Origin of the sequence: Streptomyces sp. NPDC002588, from assembly GCF_040295925.1 — a bacterium.
Classification (GTDB): Bacteria; Actinomycetota; Actinomycetes; order Streptomycetales; family Streptomycetaceae; genus Streptomyces.
Genome location: NZ_JBEOWF010000007.1, coordinates 139,515 through 161,048 on the forward strand (window position 1 = coordinate 139,515; position 21,534 = coordinate 161,048).

At 73.0% G+C, this 21,534-nt stretch carries 21 protein-coding genes; 7 read left to right on the forward strand and 14 right to left on the reverse strand.

Annotation, left to right across the window (positions count from 1 at the left end; genetic code table 11):
• Positions 1–92: 92 nt before the first annotated feature.
• The 3 genes from ABT057_RS10095 to ABT057_RS10105 form a co-directional block, all read right to left on the reverse strand.
• Positions 93–683: a sugar kinase gene (locus ABT057_RS10095; protein ID WP_352342007.1), complete on the reverse strand. Its 591-nt coding sequence runs from the start codon at positions 681–683 to the stop codon at positions 93–95.
• Between the two features lie 120 nt (positions 684–803).
• Positions 804–1,952: an ROK family glucokinase gene (locus ABT057_RS10100; RefSeq protein WP_352342164.1), complete on the reverse strand. Its 1,149-nt coding sequence runs from the start codon at positions 1,950–1,952 to the stop codon at positions 804–806.
• 170 nt (positions 1,953–2,122) lie between these two features.
• Positions 2,123–2,860 carry a GntR family transcriptional regulator gene (locus ABT057_RS10105; protein WP_352342165.1) on the reverse strand — a complete coding sequence of 246 codons (738 nt, stop codon included), beginning with the start codon at positions 2,858–2,860 and terminating at the stop codon, positions 2,123–2,125.
• A gap of 130 nt (positions 2,861–2,990) precedes the next feature.
• Here ABT057_RS10105 and ABT057_RS10110 point away from each other — a divergent pair, with 130 nt between their 5' ends.
• Positions 2,991–3,995, forward strand: a complete 1,005-nt coding sequence (locus ABT057_RS10110) for a Gfo/Idh/MocA family protein (protein WP_352342008.1) — start codon at positions 2,991–2,993, stop codon at positions 3,993–3,995.
• 19 nt (positions 3,996–4,014) lie between these two features.
• Here ABT057_RS10110 and ABT057_RS10115 read toward each other — a convergent pair whose 3' ends face one another.
• The 7 genes from ABT057_RS10115 to allB form a co-directional block, all read right to left on the reverse strand.
• Entirely contained in the window at positions 4,015–4,686 is a 672-nt protein-coding gene (locus tag ABT057_RS10115) for a response regulator transcription factor (protein ID WP_352342009.1), read from the reverse strand.
• 73 nt (positions 4,687–4,759) lie between these two features.
• On the reverse strand, positions 4,760–6,049 hold the full coding sequence (locus ABT057_RS10120) for a sensor histidine kinase (protein ID WP_352342010.1): 1,290 nt from the start codon (positions 6,047–6,049) through the stop codon (positions 4,760–4,762).
• Between the two features lie 328 nt (positions 6,050–6,377).
• On the reverse strand, positions 6,378–6,764 hold the full coding sequence (locus tag ABT057_RS10125; protein ID WP_352342011.1) for a guanyl-specific ribonuclease: 387 nt from the start codon (positions 6,762–6,764) through the stop codon (positions 6,378–6,380).
• A gap of 128 nt (positions 6,765–6,892) precedes the next feature.
• Positions 6,893–7,519: a dihydrofolate reductase family protein gene (locus ABT057_RS10130; protein ID WP_352342012.1), complete on the reverse strand. Its 627-nt coding sequence runs from the start codon at positions 7,517–7,519 to the stop codon at positions 6,893–6,895.
• Positions 7,520–7,609: 90 nt separating this feature from the next.
• Positions 7,610–8,434, reverse strand: coding sequence for an AIM24 family protein (locus ABT057_RS10135; RefSeq protein WP_352342013.1), 825 nt, complete (start codon positions 8,432–8,434; stop codon positions 7,610–7,612).
• A gap of 93 nt (positions 8,435–8,527) precedes the next feature.
• A complete protein-coding gene (gene alc / locus ABT057_RS10140) occupies positions 8,528–9,679 on the reverse strand; it encodes an allantoicase (RefSeq protein ID WP_352342014.1) in 1,152 nt (383 codons plus the stop codon).
• Between the two features lie 38 nt (positions 9,680–9,717).
• The gene (gene allB / locus ABT057_RS10145) at positions 9,718–11,055 is read right to left on the reverse strand and encodes an allantoinase AllB (RefSeq protein WP_352342015.1); all 1,338 of its coding nucleotides are present in this window, start codon (positions 11,053–11,055) and stop codon (positions 9,718–9,720) included.
• Positions 11,056–11,329: 274 nt separating this feature from the next.
• Between allB and ABT057_RS10150 the strand changes: the two genes are divergently transcribed.
• Complete coding sequence (locus ABT057_RS10150; protein WP_352342016.1) at positions 11,330–12,127, forward strand: IclR family transcriptional regulator; 798 nt, start codon at positions 11,330–11,332, stop codon at positions 12,125–12,127.
• Between the two features lie 12 nt (positions 12,128–12,139).
• Here the strand turns inward: ABT057_RS10150 and ABT057_RS10155 are convergent, their stop codons facing one another.
• Positions 12,140–12,460, reverse strand: a complete 321-nt coding sequence (locus ABT057_RS10155) for a DUF5955 family protein (RefSeq protein WP_352342017.1) — start codon at positions 12,458–12,460, stop codon at positions 12,140–12,142.
• A gap of 187 nt (positions 12,461–12,647) precedes the next feature.
• Between ABT057_RS10155 and ABT057_RS10160 the strand changes: the two genes are divergently transcribed.
• Complete coding sequence (locus tag ABT057_RS10160; RefSeq protein ID WP_352342018.1) at positions 12,648–13,292, forward strand: nucleotidyltransferase family protein; 645 nt, start codon at positions 12,648–12,650, stop codon at positions 13,290–13,292.
• Between the two features lie 78 nt (positions 13,293–13,370).
• The gene (gene aceB / locus ABT057_RS10165) at positions 13,371–14,993 is read left to right on the forward strand and encodes a malate synthase A (protein ID WP_352342019.1); all 1,623 of its coding nucleotides are present in this window, start codon (positions 13,371–13,373) and stop codon (positions 14,991–14,993) included.
• A gap of 3 nt (positions 14,994–14,996) precedes the next feature.
• Here the strand turns inward: aceB and ABT057_RS10170 are convergent, their stop codons facing one another.
• From ABT057_RS10170 to ABT057_RS10180, 3 genes are read right to left on the reverse strand one after another with little or no spacing between them, the layout of a single operon-like run.
• The gene (locus tag ABT057_RS10170; RefSeq protein WP_352342020.1) at positions 14,997–15,281 is read right to left on the reverse strand and encodes an Rdx family protein; all 285 of its coding nucleotides are present in this window, start codon (positions 15,279–15,281) and stop codon (positions 14,997–14,999) included.
• Entirely contained in the window at positions 15,278–16,183 is a 906-nt protein-coding gene (locus ABT057_RS10175) for a HipA family kinase (protein ID WP_352342021.1), read from the reverse strand. Before ABT057_RS10175 ends, ABT057_RS10170 begins: the two co-directional genes overlap by 4 nt.
• 51 nt (positions 16,184–16,234) lie before the next feature.
• Complete coding sequence (locus tag ABT057_RS10180; protein ID WP_502973842.1) at positions 16,235–17,782, reverse strand: IucA/IucC family protein; 1,548 nt, start codon at positions 17,780–17,782, stop codon at positions 16,235–16,237.
• A gap of 110 nt (positions 17,783–17,892) precedes the next feature.
• Between ABT057_RS10180 and ABT057_RS10185 the strand changes: the two genes are divergently transcribed.
• The 3 genes from ABT057_RS10185 to ABT057_RS10195 are packed head-to-tail and all read left to right on the forward strand — an operon-like array spanning position 17,893 to position 21,507.
• Complete coding sequence (locus ABT057_RS10185; RefSeq protein WP_352342022.1) at positions 17,893–19,428, forward strand: IucA/IucC family protein; 1,536 nt, start codon at positions 17,893–17,895, stop codon at positions 19,426–19,428.
• A gap of 16 nt (positions 19,429–19,444) precedes the next feature.
• Complete coding sequence (locus ABT057_RS10190) at positions 19,445–20,704, forward strand: VWA domain-containing protein (protein WP_352342024.1); 1,260 nt, start codon at positions 19,445–19,447, stop codon at positions 20,702–20,704.
• Positions 20,704–21,507 (forward strand): hypothetical protein, encoded by an 804-nt coding sequence (locus tag ABT057_RS10195; protein ID WP_352342026.1) that lies wholly within the window; start codon positions 20,704–20,706, stop codon positions 21,505–21,507. The genes ABT057_RS10190 and ABT057_RS10195 overlap by 1 nt, the downstream gene beginning before the upstream one ends.
• Positions 21,508–21,534: the final 27 nt, after the last annotated feature.

The window sequence follows — 21,534 nt, forward strand, 5'->3', positions numbered from 1 at the left end:
CCGTGTCCACCTCCCGCCCGTGTCTGGGATCAGTCGTCTTCGACTCTACGGGCGGGGTCTGACAATCGGCTCCGGCGACCGCGCGGGACCGGTCAGGGAACCGTGCGCGAGACGACGTACACGAACGGGAAGGCCGGGTTGCCGTAGTTCACGACGACGTCCAGCGTGGGCGTCGGGTTCTTCGCTTCGCGGACGAGCCCCCAGTACTGTCCCGGGCGGGAGCCGGGGCCCTTGAACCGCCACCCGGTGACCTGCTGGTCGCGGGCGCTGATCGTGACGTCGTCCTTCCGCAGGTCGTCCCGGTCGAGGCCGATGTCCGCGAGGAACTGGTCGAGGGCGGCATAGGTGGTCGAGAACTGGACGTAGAGCCGGCTGGTCTTCCAGTTGTTGGTCTCGTAGTAGGCGACCTGGGCGGAGGGGTGCGGGACCGGCACCTGGTACAGGCGGCGCTGGACCTTCGACGGCCAGGCCGCGGTCAGGCCGGTCGCCGAGTACTTGGCCTCCTTGTCCTTGCCGCTGTCGCGGCTCTGGTTGGCGGAGATCACCAGATATCCGGCGGGGACACCGATGAGCAGCACGATGATCAGCAGGGTGAGTGCCCTGCGCCGGATCACGTGGCCGCGGTCCTCCGGCGGCGAGGGCTCGTCGGGGGAAGCGGCCTGGCGGGGCAGCGAGGCGGTCATGCGGGGTCCCTGGTCGTACGAAGGGGCGCCGCCGTGCGGGACGGTGCCGTGCGAAGGGGTGCCACGCGAGGTGGCGGGCCGGTCATCCGGGGTCCCGGGGGCGACCGGGTGGCCGGGCGGTCACGCCGTGTCCTGGGTGCGCCGGACGGCCTCCGTGAACCGTTCGAAGCGCTCGTAGCGCTCGACGCGGCGCCGCTTGGCGCGCCGGAAGCGGCGGGCGACCAGGCGGGCGAGGTCGGCGGCGCCGACCATGCCGGCCTCGGGGCCGAGCTGGGCGCGCACGATCCGGGCCTCGGGGCGGTAGCCGCGCCCGGTGAGCTGGCGCTTGAACGCGTCGCGCGCGGGGCTGATCAGCAGGTCGTCGGCGGCCGAGACGCCGCCGCCGATGACGAAGCAGGACGGGTCCAGGGCGGCGGCCAGGTTGGCGATGCCCACGCCGAGCCACTGGCCGATGTCCTGGAGCAGTTCGATGCACATCGCGTCGCCGTCGCGGGCCAGCTCGGTGATCATCGGGCCGGTGATGTCACCGATCTGTCCCTTGACGTGCTCGATGATCCCGTACGCCACCGGGGAGTCGGCGGCGGCCAGTTCCTTGGCCTCCCTGACCAGGGCGTTCCCGGAGCTGTACTGCTCCCAGCAGCCGCGGTTGCCGCACGGGCAGCGGTGGCCGCCGGGCACGACCTGCATATGGCCGAACTCGCCCGCGACGCCGTACTTGCCGCGCTTGACCTGGCCGTCCTCCAGGATCGCGCCGCCGATGCCCGTGCCCAGCGTGATCATGACCAGATGGTCCTCGCCGCGTCCGGCGCCGAAGCGCCACTCCGCCCAGGCGGCGGTGTTGGCGTCGTTGTCGACGAGGACGGGCACGGAGAGCCGGCCCGAGAGCCGGTCCCGCAGGGGCTCGTTGCGCCAGGACAGGTGGGGGGCGAACAGGACGCGGTTGCGGTCGGCGTCGACCCAGCCGGCCGCGCCGACGCCGACGGCGTGCACGTCGTGCCGGTCGGACAGGTCCAGGACCAGCTCGACGATCGTGTCCTCGACGACCTTGGGGCTCTTGGACTTGTCGGGGGTCTCCGTGCGGACCTTCTCCAGGATGTTGCCGTCGGCGTCGACGACACCCGCCATCACCTTGGTGCCGCCGATGTCGATGCCGACCGTCGGCACCCGGGGTGCGGTCAGGTGCGAGCGGCGCTCGCGGGTGCCCACCGTCCGCAGCGCGGGGGCGCGCCTGGAGCCGATGGGGGCGCTGAAGTTGCCGTAGGTGCTCATCAAGGCCCGATTCTGCCTCACCGCCCCGGTGGGTGCCGAGCGGGGCGGGAAGGGAGTGGTGCCGGACCGTCGCCGTCTGCGGGTGGTCGTGGCCGGTCGCGCCCACGCGTCGGAGCCGCACATCGGCATGGCCCGGCGCCCCCGGGAGGACGGCCCCTCCGGGGCGTCCGTCAGGACCGCACCAGCAACTGGAACTCGAAGGAGTAGCGGGTGGGGCGGTAGATGTGGTCGCCGAACTCGACGGCGCGGCCGGTGTCGTCGAAGGTCGTGCGCTGCATGGTCAGCAGTGGGGCGCCCTCCTCCTCGGCGAGCCGCTCGCTCTCGGGGGCGGTCGCGGCGCGGGCGCCGATGGACTGGCGGGCGCTGTGCAGGGTGATGCCGGCGGCCCTCATCAGGCGGTACAGGCCGGTGGCCTGCAGCTGGCCGGTGTCCAGGTCGAGCAGGCCGGAGGGCAGGTGGTTGCACAGGTACGCCATCGGCTCCCCGTGCGCGAGCCGCAGCCGCTCCACCCGGTGCACGTCGCTTCCCTCGGCGACGGCGAGGGCGGCGGCGATCTCGGCGGTGGCGGGGACGACCGTGTTGACCAGGACGGTGGTCGCGGGACGCTGTCCGGCCGCCTCGAGGTCGTCGAAGAGGCTGCTGAGCTCCAGCGGCCGCTTGACCTGGCTGTGCACGACCTGCGTGCCCACTCCCCGGCGGCGCACCAGGAGGCCCTTGTCGACGAGCGACTGGATCGCCTGCCGCACGGTCGGGCGGGACAGGCCGAGGCGGGCCGCGAGCTCGATCTCGTTGCCCAGGAGGCTGCCGGGGGTGAGAGATCCGTGCTCGATCGCGGCCTCCAGTTGCTGGGACAGCTGGAAGTAGAGGGGCACCGGCGAGCTGCGGTCCACTCGGAGGTCGAGCTGCACGGTCGGGTCCACTTCTGGTTTCGGCACCCGCCGAGCGTAGCCCCGCGCGCTGTTGACGGGAAGTTGTGTAGTTCGATTGTCCGGACATACGGATTGACAGCATGCGGGATCCGCAGCCACTTTTGTCATCATGCGCATCGGGGTCATCGGGACGGGCCGCATAGGCACCATTCATGCGAACACTCTCAGCCGTCACCGCGAGGTCGGATCCCTGATCCTGACGGACGCGGACCACTCGCGAGCCCAGGAGCTCGCGCTGCGGCTGGGCGAGACGGCCGCCCCAGGGGTGGACGAGATCTTCCGTTGGGGTGTGGACGCCGTGGTGATCACCACGGCGACCGCGGCCCACGCCGAACTGATCGGCCGGGCGGCACGCTCCGGGCTTCCGGTGTTCTGCGAGAAGCCCATCGCCCTGGACCTGGCCGGGACCTTACAGGCGATAGCGGAGGTGGAGAGCGCGGGGACGATTCTGCAGATGGGGTTCCAGCGCCGGTTCGACGCGGGCTACACGGGGGCGCGGGAGGCGGTGCGGTCCGGTCGGCTCGGGCGGCTGCACACCGTGCGGTCGGTGACCTCCGACCAGACGCCGCCGCCCGCCGAGTGGCTGCCGGTGTCCGGCGGGATCTACCGGGACGCCCTCATCCACGACTTCGACTGTCTGCGCTGGGTGACCGGGCGCGAGGTGCGGGAGGTGTACGCCACCGGGTCCGACGCCGGGCCCGCGATGTTCCGGGCCGCGGGTGACGTGGACACCGCGGCGGCGGTCCTCACGCTGGACGACGGCACCCTCGCCACCGCCACGGCGACCCGGCTGAACGGCGCGGGCTACGACGTCCGCATGGAGCTGGCCGGGGAACTCGACCAGATCGTCGTGGGCCTGGACGACCGTACGCCGATCGCCTCCACCGAGCCGTCCGGTCCGCCGGCCGCGGACAAGCCCTGGACCGGTTTCCTGGAGCGTTTCGGGCCGGCGTACGAGGCGGAGCTGATCTCGTTCGTGGAGGTGGTCCGGGGCGAGCGTGCGAACCCCTGCGACGGGCGTGAGGCGCTGCGGGCCTTCCGGATCGCGGAGGCCTGCGCCGTCTCCGGACGGGAGCGCAGAGCCGTGGCGCTGGCGGAGATCCCCGGGGAGTGACCCCGTGCGGCGGCCGCGGTCAGCGGTCGTCGTCCTCCAGCAGGCCGGCGTCGTGGGCGAGCAGCGCGATCTGCACGCGGTTGTTGAGACCGAGCCGGGCCAGGACGCGGGACATGTGCGCCTTGACGGTGGGGACGCTCATGTAGAGCGTGGCGGCGATCTCGGCGTTGGACAGGCCCCGGCCGACCGCGACGGCGACCTCGCGTTCGCGCTCCCCCAGGGCGGCGAGGCGGGCGCGTGCGCGCGTGCGGCGGGTGTCGGCGGCCGAACCGGCCGCGTGGTCCATCAGCTGCCGGGTGACGGTGGGCGACAGGACGGGGTCGCCGGCCGCGACCCGGCGCACCGCGTCGAGGATCTCGGCGGGCGGGGTGTCCTTGAGGACGAATCCGGCGGCGCCGGCCCGCAGCGCCCGCAGGACCTGCTCGTCGGCGTGGAAGGTGGTGAGGACCACGACCTGGGGGGCGTTCTCGCGGCCGCGCAGCCGTTCGGTGGCGGTCAGTCCGTCCACAGCCGGCATCCGGATGTCCATGAGGACGACGTCGGGCCGGGTGCGGTCGACGAGGTCCAGGGCCTCGCCGCCGTCGGCCGCCTCGCCGACGATCTCGAGGTCGTCGGTGCCGCCCATCATGAAGGACAGGCCGGCGCGCACCAGGGGATCGTCGTCGACGAGGAGGACTCGGATCGCAGTCATGGCCCTACGAAACCACGGTTGACGGCGGGCACGATCACGGTTCGCGGCACGGGGTCCGCGAGGCCGGCCGGCATCAGGCCGCCCGTGGCCACGGCAGCCACCCCCGCACCTCGAACCCGCCGTCCGCGTGCGCACCGTGCTCCAGCCGGCCGCCGGCCAGGCTCGCCCGTTCGGTCAGGCCGATGAGGCCCTGCCCGGAGCCGGGGACGTGCGGGACGTCCCCCGCGGGTGCCGGATTGCGCACGGTCACGGTGAGGCCCTCCCCGGGGCCGCCGGTCACGGTCACCGCGGCCTCCGCGCCGGGGGCGTGCTTGCGGGCGTTGGTGAGGCACTCCTGAGCGATGCGGTAGGCGGTGCGGCCGACGGACGCGGGGACGGCGGCGGGGGCCGTGACACGCTGGTCGAGGGTGACCTTCATACCGGCCTCGCGGGACTCGGCGACCAGCGCGTCCAGGGCGGCCAGCGTCGGCTGCGGCCGGCCCGCGTCGTCGCCTTCGCCCGCCCGCAGCACGCCGATGATCTCCCGTAGGTCCTGCAGGGCCTCGTGGGCGCTCTCCCGGATGACTCCGGCCGCCCGCGCGATCTCCTCGCGCGGCGCGTCCGGGCGGAACTCCAGGGCGCCCGCGTGCACGCTGAGCAGGGTCAGCCGGTGCGCGAGCACGTCGTGCATCTCGCGCGCGATGGCCTCGCGGGCCAGTCGCTGCGCCTGCTCGGCCCGCAGCCGCGCCTCCGTCTCGGCGCGCCGGGCCCGGTCGCGCAGGCTCAGCAGGAGCTGCCGCTTGGAGCGTACGAACATGCCCCAGCCGATGACGGCGACCATGAGGATGCCGGTGCTCACCACGGACACCGGGTACGTCATGTCGGGTTCGGGGCGCAGCCAGTAGAAGGCGGGCACGAGGACGAGGTTGACGCCCCCGACCCAGGCGACGTACCGGAAGGGGCGGTGCACGGCGAGGGTGAACAGGGCGACCAGGCAGGCGCCGCCCGCGGTGTTCGAGACGAAGCCGGCCGCGATCAGGGCGATCGCCAGCCCCGACGGCCACCGGCGGCGCAGCCACAGCGCGGCGCAGGAGAGCGCGCCGACGGTCTGGTCGAGGACGGCGAGGGCGTGCGGAAGGCCGGTGTCCTCGCCCAGGGTCTCGGCGGCGAGCAGGCCCGCGACGACGGCGAGCAGGAAGCAGGTGAGGTCGACGGCCCAGTCGCGTGCGGTGCGCCGGGGCCGCCCGGGCTGCCCCGCGTCCGATTCGAGTTCGGCTTCGAGCTCGGCGACCAGCGCGGACGGCAGCAGCCATCTGCGGCGCACGAGCCCCGCCGGTGTCCGTGGCACGGCCGCTGTCCCCGCGGCGGCGTCGTCTGCCCTCATGGCCGTCAAATCTACGCAGTGCGGGCCCGCGTGAGGCCCTCGCCGACGGGATCCGCTACCAAGGTCGGGCGGCGGTCGACGAAGGTCGCGGCCGGGGGCGACCTTCGTCGCGGCGGGCCGCAGGGGGCGGGTCTTCAAGACGCCGCCAGTGTCAACAACGCTCGTGATCAATACACCTGGCCGCCGCCGGAAGTCCGGCTGGTGGGGAGCCGGACTTCCGGGCGGTCGCGCCGTTCCTGATCGGTCACCTGGACGGGCACCTTCGATTCGCTCAACCCTGACCGGTCAACCGTTGATCAGGCGGTCGACCCGTTGATCGATGTCCGGCTCAGCAGCCGTAGTTGATCAGGTTGAACGTGACGTAGTGGTCCGAGGTGTAGTAGTCCTCGTCCGTCTTCTTCCCGGTCACGATGCGGCGCGCGCCACGGGTCGACGACCCGGGGGTCTTGACCGTGTACTCGTGGTAGTAGCCGCTCGTCTGGCTGGGCAGGACGCCTTCCCGGTTCTGGAAGACGGCCCCGTCCTGCGAGTACGGGAAGGGGCCGCCCTGCTCGATCAGCTCGAGCGTGTCGTACGCCTGCGAGGGCAGCTTGGTGTAGCAGATGCTGCCGACCGCGGCGTGCGCCGTCGTGGCCGAGACGGCGCCGCCCACGAGCAGGGCGGACAGCAGGGCGGCGGAGGTGCCGATGCGAGTGATTCGTGGGGGGAATCTCATGGCTCCATGATGACGCGCGTAGACCATGGCATGTCAATGACAACTCCGAGGATTTTCCCGGCAAGTCCGTTGAGTTTTCGGGGATTTAACCGGCTGCGCCCCCGGCCGCCGACGGCCGGGGGTTCCGCCTAGCCGTTCTCCGGAAGCTCGTACGAGCCGTACCGGGGGCGTCCTTCCAGGTCGTACGTCTGGATGGAGACGCCGGCGGCGGTGACGCTGCCGCCCGCGTGCTTGAAGGCGGTCGGTACGGCGCCGTCGGCGAAGAAGCGGCGGCCGGTGCCGAGCACCACCGGGAAGCTCAGCAGATGGAGCGTGTCGACGAGGTCGAGGGCCAGCAGGGACTGCACCAGGGCGCCGCTGCCGTGCACCTGGAGCTCGCCGTCGGTGCGCTCCTTGAGGTCGGTGACCTCCTTGGCGAGATCGCCGCCGAGGACCGTGGTACCGGCCCACTCCGGGTCGGTGAGGGTCGTGGAGGCGACGTACTTCGGCAGCGTGTTCAGCTTGCCGGCGACCGGGTCGGCGGGGTCGGTCACCTTCGGCCAGTAGGAGGCGAAGATGTCGTACGTCCGGCGGCCGAGGAGGAACGCGCCGACCCTGCCGAACACCCCGCCGACGAAGCGCCCGAAGTCGTCGTCGCCGTACGGAAAGCTCCAGCCGCCGTGCTCGAAGCCGTCGCGGGTGTCCTCCTGGGGGCCGCCGGGCGCCTGGTAGACGCCGTCGAGGGTGACGAAGATGGTGGAGACGAGCTTGCCCATGACGCGTGCCTGCTTTCTCGCGTGAGGTCTGTTGTCATCACCTCAGACCCCGGCGGCACCCGCAACTCATCGGTTCGGCCGGCCGGTGTGTCAGCCGGCGTGCGTCGAGAACATGCCGCCCGTCGGGCCCTGCTTGTCGCCGCCCTGGGCCTTCTTCAGGGCGTTGGCGAGGCTCTCGATGGTCAGGGACTGCAGGATGACGCTGCCGTTGCCCTCCAGGGTGGCCAGGGACAGGCCCTCGCCGCCGAACACCGCGTTCATGAGCCCCTGGCGGTTGAGGCCGCCGACGCGCTGGACGCCGTACCGGATGCCCTCCTCGAAGGCGACCACGCAGCCGGTGTCGACCTCGATGCGGCCGCCGAAGTCGGCCGGATCGAGGTCGATGAAGTTGCCCGCGCCGGCGATGATCACCGTGCCGTGCCCGGTGAACTTCTCCAGGACGAAGCCCTCGCCGCCCTTCATGCCGGTGCGGCCGCCCTGGAAGGCGATGCCGAACTCGACGGTGGACTCGGCGGCCACGAAGGCGTCCTTCTCGGCGAACCACGCGCGCGTGCCGTTCAGCTCCAGGGCGCGCATCTCGCCCGGGAGGACGCCCGCGAAGCCGACCGTGCCCTCGCCGCCCTGGGCGGTGAAGTACTGGAAGGCCAGCGACTCGCCCGCGAGGGCCCGCTGGCCGACCTGCATGGCGGTGCCCATGGCCTGGCGCAGCATGCCGCCCATACCGCCCCCGCCCCCGCCCCCGCCCTGCGGCTGCCCGCCGCCGCTTCCCGCGGGGCCGCCCAGCCGGGTCTCCATGGTCACGTTCGACGTCTTGAAGAGGAACTTCCCGGCCTCGCAGTACACGGTCTGGCCGGGGCGCAGGTTGACGACCGCCATCTGCATGGCGTTGCCGACGATTTCTTGCTGAAGGGTCACGTGGGGAGAACGCGGGAGGTGGAGCGAAGAGTTCCGCCCTGCTTCGCCGGGTCCGGAACCGGTGTCCGTCCGCCGCTCGGCCCACGCCCGGCGTCAGCCTCCGAGTTCCTGGTGGCGTGCCGTCAGCCGGCTCGTGCCCTCCTCCGTCAGGGAGCCGAAGAGGCGCAGGCGGGAGATGCCCCCGTCGGGGTAGATGTCCACGCGCGCGTGGGTGCCGACGGCCGGGGCCGGGAGGACGAAGCGGTGGTTGGTGTCGGGCTGGAGACGGGTGCGGGGGAGGATCTCGGTCCAGCCCGTGTCCCCACCGTCCCCACCGTCCCCACCGCCCTCGTTTCCCTCGCCGTCCCTGACCGAGACGGACGCCCAGCCCGCGCTGTTGCCCTTCAGGTACGCCGTGTCGATCTCCAGGGCGCTGATCCGCGCCTGGGCGACGAGGCGGTAGCGGATCCAGTCGTGGCCCTGGTCGCGGCGGCGGCGGGTCTCCCAGCCGTCGTCCATCTTGCGGGAGCGGCCGGGCTGGATGGTGTTCGACGGCGGCGAGTAGAAGCGGTTCGAGGCGTCCTCGGCGCGGCCGCCGTTCTCCAGGGCCACGACGTCGAAGGTGCCGAGCGCCGCCAGCCAGGACGGGTCGGGCACTACCTCGCCGTACACGCGCAGGCGGGCGATGCCGCCGTCCGGGTGCTGGTTGACGCGCAGATGGGTGAAGCGCTGTTCGACCGAGACGGAGAAACCGTTCGCCGCGTGGCCGCCGACCGGTGTGCGCGGGACGAGGGTGGTCCACTTCACGTCGTCGCCCAGCAGGTCCTCCGGGGCGGGGGTGCCCGCGACCGAGGTGCCCTCGACCGACACCGCCTGCGGATAGTTGCCGCGGAAGTGGGCCGTGTCGACGACGATCCCGCGGACGACCCCGGACGCGCCGAGGCGGACCAGCGCCCAGTCGTGGTCCTCGGCGGCCGGCCAGGGCCTGCCCGCGGACGCGCCGCGCCGGCGACGGGTCTCCCAGCCGTCCATGATCTTGCCCTTGTGTCCGAAGCGCTCGGGGTCGAACTCGGCGGGGTGGGGCAGCAGCAGGTTCTCCCGCTCGGCGAAGAACTCGTCGTTGGCGGCGATGACGGCTCCCCCGAGCTGCCGGGCGGCGAGGTCGGCGAGGTGCGTGAAGGGGAGGTCGGCGGTGCGGTAGTCCGCGTACGGGTCGCCGCCGGCGTAGGGGTGCGCGTCGCCGGTGAAGCTGGGTATCGCCGTCACTGGGGGTGCCTTTCGCGAGTCGGCCGGTACGGGTTGGGTCAGGGGGTGCGGGTCAGGAGTGCGCCCTTCGGCTCGGTGAACTCGCCGTCCGCGACGATGCGTTCGCCGCGCAGCCAGGTGGACCGTACGACGCCGTACAGGGTGCGGCCCGCGTACGCCGTGACGTGGTTGCGGTGCTGGAGGGCGGCCGGGTCGACGGTGAACGTCTCGTCGGGGGCGAGGACGGCGAAGTCGGCGTCGCGGCCGGCCTCGATGGCGCCCTTCTGGTCCAGCCCGACGAGCTGCGCCGTTCGGGTGGACATCCAGCGGACGACGTCCTCGAGGCCGTGTCCGCGCCGGCGGGCCTCGGTCCAGACCGCCGCCAGGCTGAGCTGGAGGCCGGAGATGCCGCCCCAGGCGGTCGCGAAGTCGGGGGTCTTCAGGTCGGCGGTGGACGGGGAGTGGTCGGTCACCACGCAGTCGACGGTGCCGTCGGCCAGCGCCTGCCAGAGCAGGTCCTGGTTGGCGGCCTCGCGGATGGGCGGGCAGCACTTGAACTCGCTGGCCCCGTCGGGGACCTGCTCTGCGGTGAGGGTGAGGTAGTGCGGGCAGGTCTCGACGGTGATACGGACGCCGTCGGCCTTGGCCGCCGCGATCAGCGGCAGTGCGTCGCTGGAGGAGAGGTGCAGGACGTGCACGCGCGCGTGGAGGCGTTTCGCCTGCGCGATGAGCGCGGCGATGGCGGTGTCCTCGGCCTCGCGCGGGCGGGAGGCCAGGAAGTCGGCGTACCGGGGGCCGCCCTGCTGCGGGGCGGTGTCGAGGTGGTGCGGGTCCTCGGCGTGCACGATCAGCAGGCCGCCGAAGCCGGCGATCTCGGCCAGGGAGCGGGCCAGGCCGTCCTGGTCGAGGTGGGGGAACTCGTCCACGCCGGACGGGGAGAGGAACGCCTTGAAGCCGAACACGCCGGCGTCGTGCAGCGGGCGCAGGTCCGCCGCGTTGTCGGGCAGGGCGCCGCCCCAGAAGCCGACGTCGATGTGCGCCTTGTCGGCGGCGACCTGCCGCTTGGTGCGGAGGTGGTCGACCGTGGTGGTGGGCGGGAGGGAGTTGAGGGGCATGTCCACGAGGGTGGTGATGCCGCCGGCCGCGGCCGCCCGGGTGGCGGTCCAGAAGCCCTCCCAGTGGGTACGGCCGGGGTCGTTGACGTGTACGTGGGTGTCGACCAGGCCGGGCAGCAGGACGTCGTCGCCGAGGTCCTCCAGGCGGGCGCCCTCGGGGACGGGGGCGTCGTGGGGCAGTACGGCCGTGATCCTTCCGGCGGACACGGCGACCGAGGCGGCGCGCATGCCCTCCGGGAGTATGACGCGCGTCGAGCGCAGCACCAGTTCAGCGTCGGACACCCGGACCCCTCTCTCTGCCGCCGTTTACTTCCGCGTAACGGAATTCAACGTTCTGTTGAAGGAGTCTTGCCTCTCGTCTCCCGCATCGTCAAGGGCGCACCCCTTCAGGGTGCATCCATCGCCGCCACTCTGGATGTTTCCATGAAGTGGAAATAGGATTCCGGCAAGCAGAACGTAACCACGCGCCAGCGGGGAGTCAACCGACCGCCGGGTAGGCTTCAGCTCCCCCCGCCTGTCCCGAAGCCCTTCCCGCCTGTTTCGAAAGGAACGCGCCGTGCCGACGTCGAGCGCCAGCACCTCCGACTCCGCCAGGCCCGCCGGCGGAGGCGTCCAGTCCCTCGAGCGCGCCTTCGACCTGCTCGAGCGGATGGCGGACGCGGGCGGCGAGGTCGGGCTGAGCGAGCTGTCCGCGAGCAGCGGGCTGCCGCTGCCGACGATCCACCGGCTGATGCGCACACTGGTGGTCTGCGGTTACGTCCGCCAGCAGGCCAACCGGCGGTACGCGCTGGGCCCGCGGCTGATCCGGCTCGGCGAGTCCGCGTCCCGGCTGCTGGGCACCTGGGCGCGGCCGTACCTGGCCCGGCTGGTCGAGGAGACCGGCGAGACGGCGAACATGGCGCTGCTCGACGGCGACGAGATCGTGTACGTGGCGCAGGTGCCGTCCAAGCACTCGATGCGGATGTTCACCGAGGTCGGCCGTCGGGTGCTGCCGCACTCCACGGGCGTGGGCAAGGCCCTGCTCGCGGACTTCCCGGACACCGAGGTGCGCGCCCTGCTGGCCCGTACGGGCATGCCGGCCGCGACGGAGAAGACGATCACCACCCCGGACGGCTTCCTCGCGGCGCTCGCGGAGGTGCGGCGGGCGGGCTACGCGGTCGACGACAACGAGCAGGAGATCGGTGTGCGCTGCCTCGCGGTGTCCGTGCCGGACTCCCCCACCGCGGCCGCCATCTCCATCTCCGGCCCGGCGGGCCGGGTCACCGAGGCGGCCACGGAGAAGATCGTGCCCGTGCTGCGGCAGGTGGCCGGCGAGCTGGCACAGGCACTGGCGAGCACCGGCGCGACCGGCTGACGCGGCGGGATCTCAGCAGCCCCGGCCCGGCGGTTCGGCGAACAGGTCCACCGCCTCGCGCACGTGCGACAGCCCGCGGGCGAGCGCGCTGACCGAGCCGATCGCCCCGGCGATCAGCAGCAGGGAACGGCGCAGGTGCGGTATCCGGGGGGCGCCAGAGGCCGCCATCGCGTCCAGTGCGGCGAGCTCCTCCTCCGCGATGTCCCGGTCCGGGAACTCCCCGGGATGCGCCGCGAGTTCCCGGCGCAGCCGGGACACGGCGGAGCGCAGCTCCACCACTCGCGGGTCGTTGTCGCTGCCGGTCACAGCCCTCTGCTCCACGCTCCGCAACACAGTCCTCCCCCTCGCACCCCTCGTGCGCGCCACGCCATGCTCCCGCACCGGGCGTCGATCGGGCGCCCGGACGGCTGCGGGCGCCCAGTTAACGCCACCTCGGGCCGCATGCGCCAGTCCGTTGCGTCACCGAGTTGCTGCACTGTGTGATCCGGGCGCCGCCGACGGCGTGCGGTATGCAGGATCCATGACGCATGAGACGGACGGGGTCGCCGGGCTGCTGCTCGCGGCCGGGGGCGGACGGCGGCTCGGCGGGCGCCCCAAGGCACTGCTTGACCACCTGGGGCGGCCGCTGGTGGAGCACGCGGTGGGGGTGCTCCACGCGGCCGGCTGCACGCGTGTCCACGTGGTCCTGGGGGCGGCCGCCGACGCCGTACGGGAGCGGGCGCGGCTGGAGGGGTGCGTGGTCGTGGAGAATCCCCGCTGGGAGGAGGGCATGGGCACCTCGCTGCGGGCCGGGCTCGCCTCGCTCGCCGGGACGGGGGCACGGGCGGCGCTGGTGTCCCTGGTGGACCAGCCGGGCATCGGGCCGGAGGCGGCGGCCCGGGTACTGGCCGCCTTCGAGGACGAGGAGTCGCTCGCGGCGGCCGCCTACGACGGGGTACGCGGGCATCCGGTGCTGTTCGGCGCGGCGCACTGGGCGGGCGTCGCGGAGGGCGCCCGCGGCGACCAGGGGGCGCGCGCCTACCTGAAGGGGCGCTCGGCGGCCGTCACGCTCGTGGAGTGCGGGGACGTGGCCCGGCCGTACGACATCGACACCCCCGAGGATCTCGCGCACCTCACGCCGGGACCGCAGGAGTCCCGACCCGGGCCGCCATCAACAAACGATTGAACTTCCACGATGAGGAAACTAGTATCCATTGACCAGAAGGGCACCCGGTGCCACGCTCGCTGAAGGAAGTGACAGCTCATGTCCGCACCAGCGCCGTCCTCGCCGGCCGTCGTCGACGCCGAGCCCCTGCCGCGGCAGGAGGAGGTCCTCACCGAGGCGGCCCTCGCCTTCGTGGGCGAGCTGCACCGGCGGTTCACCCCGCGCCGTGACGAACTCCTCGCCCGCCGCGGCGAGCGCCGCGCCGAGATCGCCCGCACCTCCGCGCTCGACTTCCTCCCGGAGACCGCCGCGATCCGCGCCGACGACTCCTGGAAGGTGGCCCCCTGCCCCGCCGCGCTGGAGGACCGCCGGGTCGAGATCACCGGTCCCACGGACCGCAAGATGACCATCAACGCGCTCAACTCCGGCGCGAAGGTCTGGCTCGCGGACTTCGAGGACGCCTCGGCGCCGACCTGGGAGAACGTGATCCTCGGCCAGCTCAACCTGATCGACGCCTACACGCGGAACATCGACTTCACCGACCCGCACTCCGGCAAGTCGTACGCCCTGAAGGACGACGCCGAGCTCGCCACCGTCGTGATGCGCCCGCGCGGCTGGCACCTGAACGAGCGTCATCTCCAGGCCGACGGCACACAGATCCCGGGCGCACTGGTCGACTTCGGTCTGTACTTCTTCCACAACGCGCGGCGCCTGCTCGATCTCGGCAAGGGCCCGTACTTCTACCTCCCGAAGACCGAGTCGCACCTCGAGGCCCGGCTGTGGAACGACGTGTTCGTCTTCGCGCAGGACCACCTCGGCATCCCGCAGGGCACGGTCCGCGCCACCGTCCTGATCGAGACGATCACCGCCGCGTACGAGATGGAGGAGATCCTCTACGAACTCCGCGACCACGCCTCGGGGCTGAACGCCGGCCGCTGGGACTACCTGTTCTCCATCGTGAAGAACTTCCGGGACGGCGGGCCCAGGTTCGTCCTCCCGGACCGCAACGCGGTCACGATGACGGCCCCGTTCATGCGCGCGTACACCGAACTCCTCGTCCGCACCTGCCACAAGCGCGGCGCGCACGCCATCGGCGGCATGGCGGCCTTCATCCCCTCCCGCCGGGACGCGGAGGTCAACAAGGTCGCCTTCGAGAAGGTCCGCGCCGACAAGGACCGGGAGGCGGGCGACGGTTTCGACGGCTCCTGGGTCGCCCACCCCGATCTGGTCCCGATCGCCATGGAGTCCTTCGACAAGGTCCTCGGCGACCGGCCGAACCAGAAGGACCGGCTCCGCGAGGACGTCCGCGTCGAGGCCGCCGACCTGATCGCGATCGACTCGCTGAAGGCCGTTCCGACGTACGACGGGCTCGTCAACGCCGTGCAGGTCGGCATCCGTTACATCGAGGCGTGGCTGCGCGGGCTCGGCGCGGTCGCCATCTTCAACCTCATGGAGGACGCGGCGACGGCGGAGATCTCCCGCTCGCAGATCTGGCAGTGGATCAACGCGGGCGTGGAGTTCGAGGGCGGCCGGAAGGCGACCCCGGAGCTGGCCCGTGAGGTCGCCGCCCGGGAACTCGCCGCCATCCGCGAGGAGATCGGCGAGGAGTCCTTCACGGCCGGCCACTGGCAGCAGGCCCACGACCTGCTGCTGACGGTCTCCCTCGACGAGGACTACGCGGACTTCCTCACGCTGCCCGCGTACGAGCAGCTGAGGGGCTGACGCTCACGAAGGCGGGTCCGAGGCGTCCGAGTGGCCCAGGGGCTTCCCCGGGGCCACTCGGTCGCGAACGGCCCGCTTGACCGCCGTCGGCTCGGGGAACCCCTGCTCCTTGCGGTCCCACACCACCTCGTCGTCGACGCGGACCGTGAAGACCCCGCCCGTGCCGGGGCGCAGCGCCAGTTCGGTCAGCTCGGCCTCGAAGGTCGTCAGCAGCTCCTGCGCCAGCCAGGCCGCCCGGGGCAGCCAGCGGCACCGTGTGCAGTACTCGATCTCGACCCGGCCACTCATCCCAGGTGCACCGACCAATCCTGTTCGGCCGCGGGCTTCCCGTGCAGGTCCGGGACCTGTCTGAGCCACGCGGGACGTCCTCGCTGATTGCGGGCCGCACGCCGGGCGTCCTCGGCGGCGAGCTCCTCCCCGCTGGGGAAGTCGGTGGGCAGCCAGGCCGCGGAGGCACGCACGCGTGCGTGGAGGTGCGTCACGTACGCCTCGCGGGCCTCGTCCGGCGTCGCGAAGCCGGTGAGCCAGGCGTCGGGAACCTCGGCGGCGACCGTCCGCAGCAGCTCCTCGGTGACCTTCGGCGCCAGTTCGGCGTCGGCGGCGCGCACGTCCGGGCCGTACCGGCCGAGGGCGTGGTGGCGGAAGTCGTAGCGGCGGGCGGGGTCGGCGCCGTCCCAGCGGTGGTGGAAGACCAGCGCCGCGCCGTGGTCGATGAGCCACAGACGCGGCGGGGCGGTGCCGAACGTGGGCCAGATCATCAGGTTGGAGCTGTGGACCGTACGGTCCACGTTGACGGTCAGCGCGTCGAGCCAGACGATCCGGCCCGCCTCCAGCGGATCGACGTGGAAGACCTCGGCGGCCTCCGGAGTGAAGTCCCTCGCTCCCGGCAGATGGTCCATGCCGAGGTTGACGCCCGCGCTCGCGCTGTGCAGGTCCCGCACCTCCTGGTGCGGCTCGCTGTCGGCGACCGCCGGGTCGAAGTGCACCAGCACCAGCTCGGGGAACCTCAGCCCCAGCGCGCGGGCCAGCTCACCCACGATCACCTCGGCGACCAGCGCCCGGCGGCCCTGCGCGGAGCCGGTGAACTTCACGACGTACGTCCCCAGGTCGTCCGCCTCCACGACCGCGGGCACGGAGCCGCCGGACCTCAGCGGGGTCACGTATCGGACAGCAGTCACTTCGCGCAGCACACCGGCCAGCGTAAGGCAGGCCCCGCGCGAGGCAGGCCGTCCAGCCGGCGTTCATCCGGCCAGCGGGTTCGGCAGCGGCAGGTAGCGGGCGTCGGCGCCGTCCGCGCCGGTCCAGCGCAGCAGCAGGTTCGTCTTGCCGGGGAGGGTGGGCGCGGTGAGCAGGGCGTGTGCCTCGGGCAGGGCGGAGCGGGCGAGGACGGCGCGCACGGCCGGCCAGGGGTCGAGGCGGGGGTGGTGTTCGGCGAGGGCGGCGGCGGTCTCGGTGAGGTGGTTGACGACCAGGCAGTACACCAGTCGCTCCCAGCCCGCCGCCCGCTCCACGTCCGGCAGCAGCTTCACGCCCTCGGCGTCCCGGAACAGCGCCTGCACCGGCATGCCGTCCTCGTCGACGGCGATCAGCGTGTTCTGCGCGTGCGCCTCGAGTACGACCCCGTGGTCGGCGAAGGCCGTGAGCGCCGGGGGGACGACGGCCCCGAGGTACGCCTCCCACCAGGCCGCAGGGTCCTCGGCGCCGGTGAGGGGGCTGCCGGGGAAGCCCTCCGCCAGGCCCGCGGCGAGCAGCGGGGTGGCGCCGGGCAGGACATGCCCGCCGAGGCCGTCGCGGACGAGGACGGCCAGCTCCTCGAAGGCGAAGGACGCGGTGCGGTAGCCGCGGTCGCTCAGCCAGGCCGCGGGGCCGTCCATCGCCTCGAAGGCCTTGACCGCCGCGTCGTCGGTGCGGCGGAGTTTCAGCAGGTCGTGGCGCCACAGCCGGCGGATGTCATTGGTGATGCGGACATCGAGGCTGAACTTCAGGCACAGGTCCCGCTCCGGCGCGTACAGCGTGCGTACGGCGGCGGTCGGCCAGGCCTCGAACGCGGTGGTGCCGAGCCGCAGCAGCCGGCCGTCGGCGAAGGCGGGCGCGAGGGCGGGGCCGGTCAGGTCGAGCTGCCAGGGGTGGGCGGGCAGCAGCCGGTAGCCGGGCGGGGCCGCGGCGAGCGCGTCCAGCGCGGAGGTGTCGCCCTCCTCGACGACCAGGTCCTCGCGCACGGCCAGCAGGGTCAGCGGGAAGCGGGCGTACGCCTCGGGGGCGTACGGCAGCCAGCCGGCCGGCGGGCCGCCGCCGCGGGTCTTGGGGGCGGGGTGGTGGGGGTGGCCGGTGATCAGGGACTGCTCGGAGCGGAGATGGAGGCCGGGGGGCGGGGTGGTGTGCGCGCGTGCGGTGAGCAGCGCGGCGACGACGTCCCGGCTGTCGGTCATCTCGGCGGGCAGTTCGTCGTTGGCCAGTCCGGTGCGCAGGCGCAGCTCCCGGGCGACCAGGGCGACCAGCTCGCCGTGCCCGAGCCGCCGCCAGCCGTCGGCCGCGCGGACCTCGGGCTCGGCGGGCCGCCGGGTCCCCCGCACCCGCAGCAGACGCCCGGTGCCGAGCAGCCGGTACACGTGCCGGCCGTTCCCCCCGGAGCACGACCCGTCCGGTCCGGGCAGAGGCTCGGCGACCTCGCGCAGAAGACAGTTGAGCAGGGGCGCGGCCGCGCAGACATCGGCCGTGCGGGCGGCCGGGGTGCCCTCGGCGGGCCCGGGGGCCTCGGCGGGCGGGGGGATGAGGTCCACGCGATCCACTCGTTCTCCACGGTTCTGCTGGCTCTACGGTTCTTCTGGGCGGAGATGATCAGTATCGCTGCCGTCCCGCCCCCTTCGTGACTGCGTACCCGTACCCGAGGAGCCCATCCGTGCCGCGTCCCCCCACCGCCGAGGCCGAGGTGGCGGCCGAACTGTCCGCCGTGCGCCCCGCTCTCGGCCCCCGCTTCACGGCCGCTCTGCCCGGCGCCCGGGCGGCCGTGCTGACCCGGCTGTGGCGGGCCCTCGCCCACGATCCCCTCCCGTGGATCACCCGGCGGGAGGCGGGCGGGGAGTGCCTCACCCTGCACCTCGCGGACGGGCGCCGGCTGCACGGCCCCCCGGCGGACCCGTACGCGACCACCGCGTACGTGACCGAAGTGCGGCTGGACGCTTCGGCGTACGACGACGCCGCGCGGCTGATGACGGATCTCGCGGTGCCGCACGGAACGGACTTCGCGGCGGAACTCGGCCACAGCGCAGCCTCGTTGGCCCTCTCACGGGCCGCGCAGGAGCCGCCGTCCGCCAAGTGGCCCGCGCGGGACTGGGAGTGGGAGCAGCGGGTCGTCGACGGGCATCCGTACCATCCCAACTGCCGTTCCCGGCCCGGGTTCTCGGTGGCCGACCAGCTGGCGTACGGTCCGGAGCACCGGCCGGTGGTGGGGCTGCGGCTGTTGCCGGTGCCGGCCGGCGAGTGCCTGGTGTCGGGCACCTGGCCCGTGGAACTGCGGGACGGGGAGCGGCTGTTGATCCCGGTGCATCCGTGGCAGGCGGCGCACGTCCTCAAGCGGTCGGGGCTGGAGGGGCCCGGAGCACATCCGCTGATGTCGCTGCGCACGCTCGCGCTGCCGGACGGCTCGCACGTCAAGACCGCGCTGAGCGCCCGGCTGACGTCCTCGGTGCGGGACATCTCCGTCGGGTCCGTCGCCGCGTCCGCCGCGCTGTCGGACTTCGCCCAGCGGCTTGCCGGGCACACGGACGGACTGCTGCACTTCACCCGCACGTTCGGCGCGGTCACCGCCGACTCCCCCGATCTCGCCGCGGTGCTGCGCGAGTCGCCCGCGGTGTACGCGGGTCCGGGCGAGCAGGTCGTCCCGGTGGCCGCGCTCGCCACCACCGGCCTGCCCGAATCCCCGTCCTGGACAGCCGAGTTCGCGCGGCTCGCGCTCACGGTCGGGCTGCGTCTGCTGGAGGCGGGCGTGGCTCTGGAGGCGCATGGTCAGAACCTCCTGGTCGTGCTGTCGGCGTCCGGCGCTCCGCTGCGGCTGGTCTACCGCGACCTCGCCGACATCAGGGTCGGCCCGTCCCGGCTGGCCGGGCGCGGCATCCCGCTGCCGGACGACCTGCCGGCGCGCATCCGCACGGACGATGTCACGGCCCTGCGGCGCAAGCTGTTCGGCTCGCTGGTGGCGGGCGCTCTCGCGGGTACGACGGGAAGCGGCACCGCGCTCGGGGCGGCGCTCGGGGCGGTCGTACCGCAACTGCCGCGCACACCCGATCTGGTGGCGCTGTGCGAGGAGCCGGTGCCGGCGAAGGCGTTGACGCTGATGCGGCTGTCGCCGGGGGCGCCCGGGGACCAGTGGGCCCTGCTGCCCAACCCGCTGAGCGGCCACGGCGGCCGACCCCGTTTTGTGGCGGGACACCCCTGATCAATAAGATCCGCCGATGATCAGAACACAACGGCTGGCGGCGGGCGTCTGCGCCCTGCTCGCCGCGCTCACGGCCGGGCTCGCGTTCCCGGCCGGGGCGGTCGCCGACGAGACCACCGCCCTCGCGCCCAAGGTCGACCTGGTCCTCGACGTCAGCGGTTCCATGCGGACGAAGGACATCGACGGCGGGACGCGGATGGCCGCGGCCAAGCAGGCGTTCAACGAGGTGCTGGACGCGACCCCGGAGGAGGTCCGGCTCGGCATCCGCACCCTCGGCGCCAACTACCCCGGCGACGACCAGAAGACGGGCTGCAAGGACACCGCGCAGCTCTACCCGGTCGGCCCGCTGGACCGCACCGAGGCCAAGACGGCGGTGGCCACCCTGTCCCCGACCGGCTGGACCCCTATCGGTCCCGCGCTGCTGAAGGCGGCCGACGACCTCGACGGCGGGACCGGCTCGAAGCGGATCGTGCTGATCAGCGACGGCGAGGACACCTGCGCGCCGCTCGACCCGTGCGAGGTGGCCCGCGAGATCGCGGCCAAGGGGATCGGCCTCACCATCGACACCCTCGGTCTGGTGCCCAACACCAAGATGCGGCAGCAGCTCAGCTGTATCGCCGAGGCCACCGGCGGAACGTACACCTCGGTGGAGCACACCGACGAACTCACCGACAAGGTGAACCAGTTGGTGGATCGCGCGGCCGACCCGGTGGTCACGCCGGTCGCCACCGAGGGCACGGACTCCTGCTCCGCGGCACCCACCCTCAAGTCGGGCCTCTACACCGACCGTGAGGAGTTCGGCCAGGAGCGCTGGTACCGGGTGGACGTGAAGCCGGGCCAGGAACTGCGGGCCTCGGTCAGCGTCGCGGCGGACCGGGCCATGAACCCCGACTACGGCGTGCTGCTGCGGGCGGTGACGGTGCACGGCCGGGAGATCGTGCGCGGCGAGGGGGCCGGCATCGGCCGCACGGACGTCATCTCGACCGGTCTGCGCTACCCGAAGGCGGAGAGCGACGACGAGGCACCGGCCGAGACGGTCTGCCTCCAGGTGACGAACTCCTACTCGGCGGCCTCCGGTGTGAAGACCACGCCCGGCATGCCGGTGGAGCTGACGGTGGACGTGGTCGACGGCCCCTCGCAGGCGAGCGACGTGGCTTCCTTCGGCCTCGGGCGCGGCTGGTGGCTGCTCGGCCTGCTGGTCCTGGTCGGCTTCCTCGCGGGTGTGCTCTGGGGCTGGCTGTCGCGCTGGCGTGTCGCGGTCTGGAGGACCAACTGATGAGGATCACACGAGTGTTGAGCGGCGCCCTGCTGTCGCTGGGCCTGGCGGCCGGTCCGGCCGCGGCCGACTCCAGCCCGAGCGCGAGCCCTTCGGGCGACGCCTCCGCGCCCACCTCGGCCGGCACGTCGTTCCGTACGGCGACGGAGGTGGAGCAGGGGCGGACGGCCACCGCGAGCGCCTCCACGGGTGACTACCTGTACTGGTCGTTCCCGGCCGACACGGGGCAGCGGCCCACCGTGAAGGCGACGGTGAAGCTGCCCGACGAGCACGTGGCGCAGACCTGGCAGATCGACGTGTACGACGGTCTGCGGCGCCGTCAGGCCTGCCAGTACGGCGCCCAGACCCGCACCGCCGCCCAGGGCAGCGCCTCGGTCGAGCTGGCCTGTGTGCTGCGCACCGTGCGCGCCTGGTCGGAGCCGTGGGCGGACGACCCGCTGCCGGGCACGTACTACGTCCGTCTGACGGCCACCGGCCTCAAGGCGTCCGACCTGGGGCTGCCGGTCAGCGCCGAACTGCGGGTGGACTCCAAGGACATCGGCGGTGCGGCGGCCGTGGACGGCTCGCTGTCCCAGCCGCTCGTCCCCGGTGTCGCGGTCAAGTCCGAGGCCAAGGACGACGATTCGTCGGCGTCCGCCGTGCTGTCGAGCATCGAGCCGGACGACGGCTGGGCGTCCGGCTGGTGGTCCGACCGCTGGGTGTGGACGGGCATCGGCGCGATCCTGGCCGCGCTCGCCGGAATCGGCGGGTACACGCTGACGCGCGGGTCGGGACGGCCGCGCAACGTACCGCCGGGCGCCTGACGCTCCCCCGGAGGGCCCACCGCGGCG

Excerpts from the sequence above, each read along its gene's own strand:
- ABT057_RS10095 (WP_352342007.1), bottom strand. The coding sequence starts at position 683 with ATGACCGCCTCGCTGCCCCGCCAGGCCGCTTCCCCCGACGAGCCCTCG.
- ABT057_RS10100 (WP_352342164.1), bottom strand. The coding sequence starts at position 1,952 with ATGAGCACCTACGGCAACTTCAGCGCCCCCATCGGCTCCAGGCGCGCC.
- ABT057_RS10110 (WP_352342008.1), top strand. The coding sequence starts at position 2,991 with ATGCGCATCGGGGTCATCGGGACGGGCCGCATAGGCACCATTCATGCG.
- ABT057_RS10115 (WP_352342009.1), bottom strand. The coding sequence starts at position 4,686 with ATGACTGCGATCCGAGTCCTCCTCGTCGACGACGATCCCCTGGTGCGC.
- ABT057_RS10120 (WP_352342010.1), bottom strand. The coding sequence starts at position 6,049 with ATGAGGGCAGACGACGCCGCCGCGGGGACAGCGGCCGTGCCACGGACA.
- ABT057_RS10125 (WP_352342011.1), bottom strand. The coding sequence starts at position 6,764 with ATGAGATTCCCCCCACGAATCACTCGCATCGGCACCTCCGCCGCCCTG.
- ABT057_RS10130 (WP_352342012.1), bottom strand. The coding sequence starts at position 7,519 with ATGGGCAAGCTCGTCTCCACCATCTTCGTCACCCTCGACGGCGTCTAC.
- ABT057_RS10160 (WP_352342018.1), top strand. The coding sequence starts at position 12,648 with ATGACGCATGAGACGGACGGGGTCGCCGGGCTGCTGCTCGCGGCCGGG.
- aceB (WP_352342019.1), top strand. The coding sequence starts at position 13,371 with ATGTCCGCACCAGCGCCGTCCTCGCCGGCCGTCGTCGACGCCGAGCCC.
- ABT057_RS10170 (WP_352342020.1), bottom strand. The coding sequence starts at position 15,281 with ATGAGTGGCCGGGTCGAGATCGAGTACTGCACACGGTGCCGCTGGCTG.
- ABT057_RS10190 (WP_352342024.1), top strand. The coding sequence starts at position 19,445 with ATGATCAGAACACAACGGCTGGCGGCGGGCGTCTGCGCCCTGCTCGCC.
- ABT057_RS10195 (WP_352342026.1), top strand. The coding sequence starts at position 20,704 with ATGAGGATCACACGAGTGTTGAGCGGCGCCCTGCTGTCGCTGGGCCTG.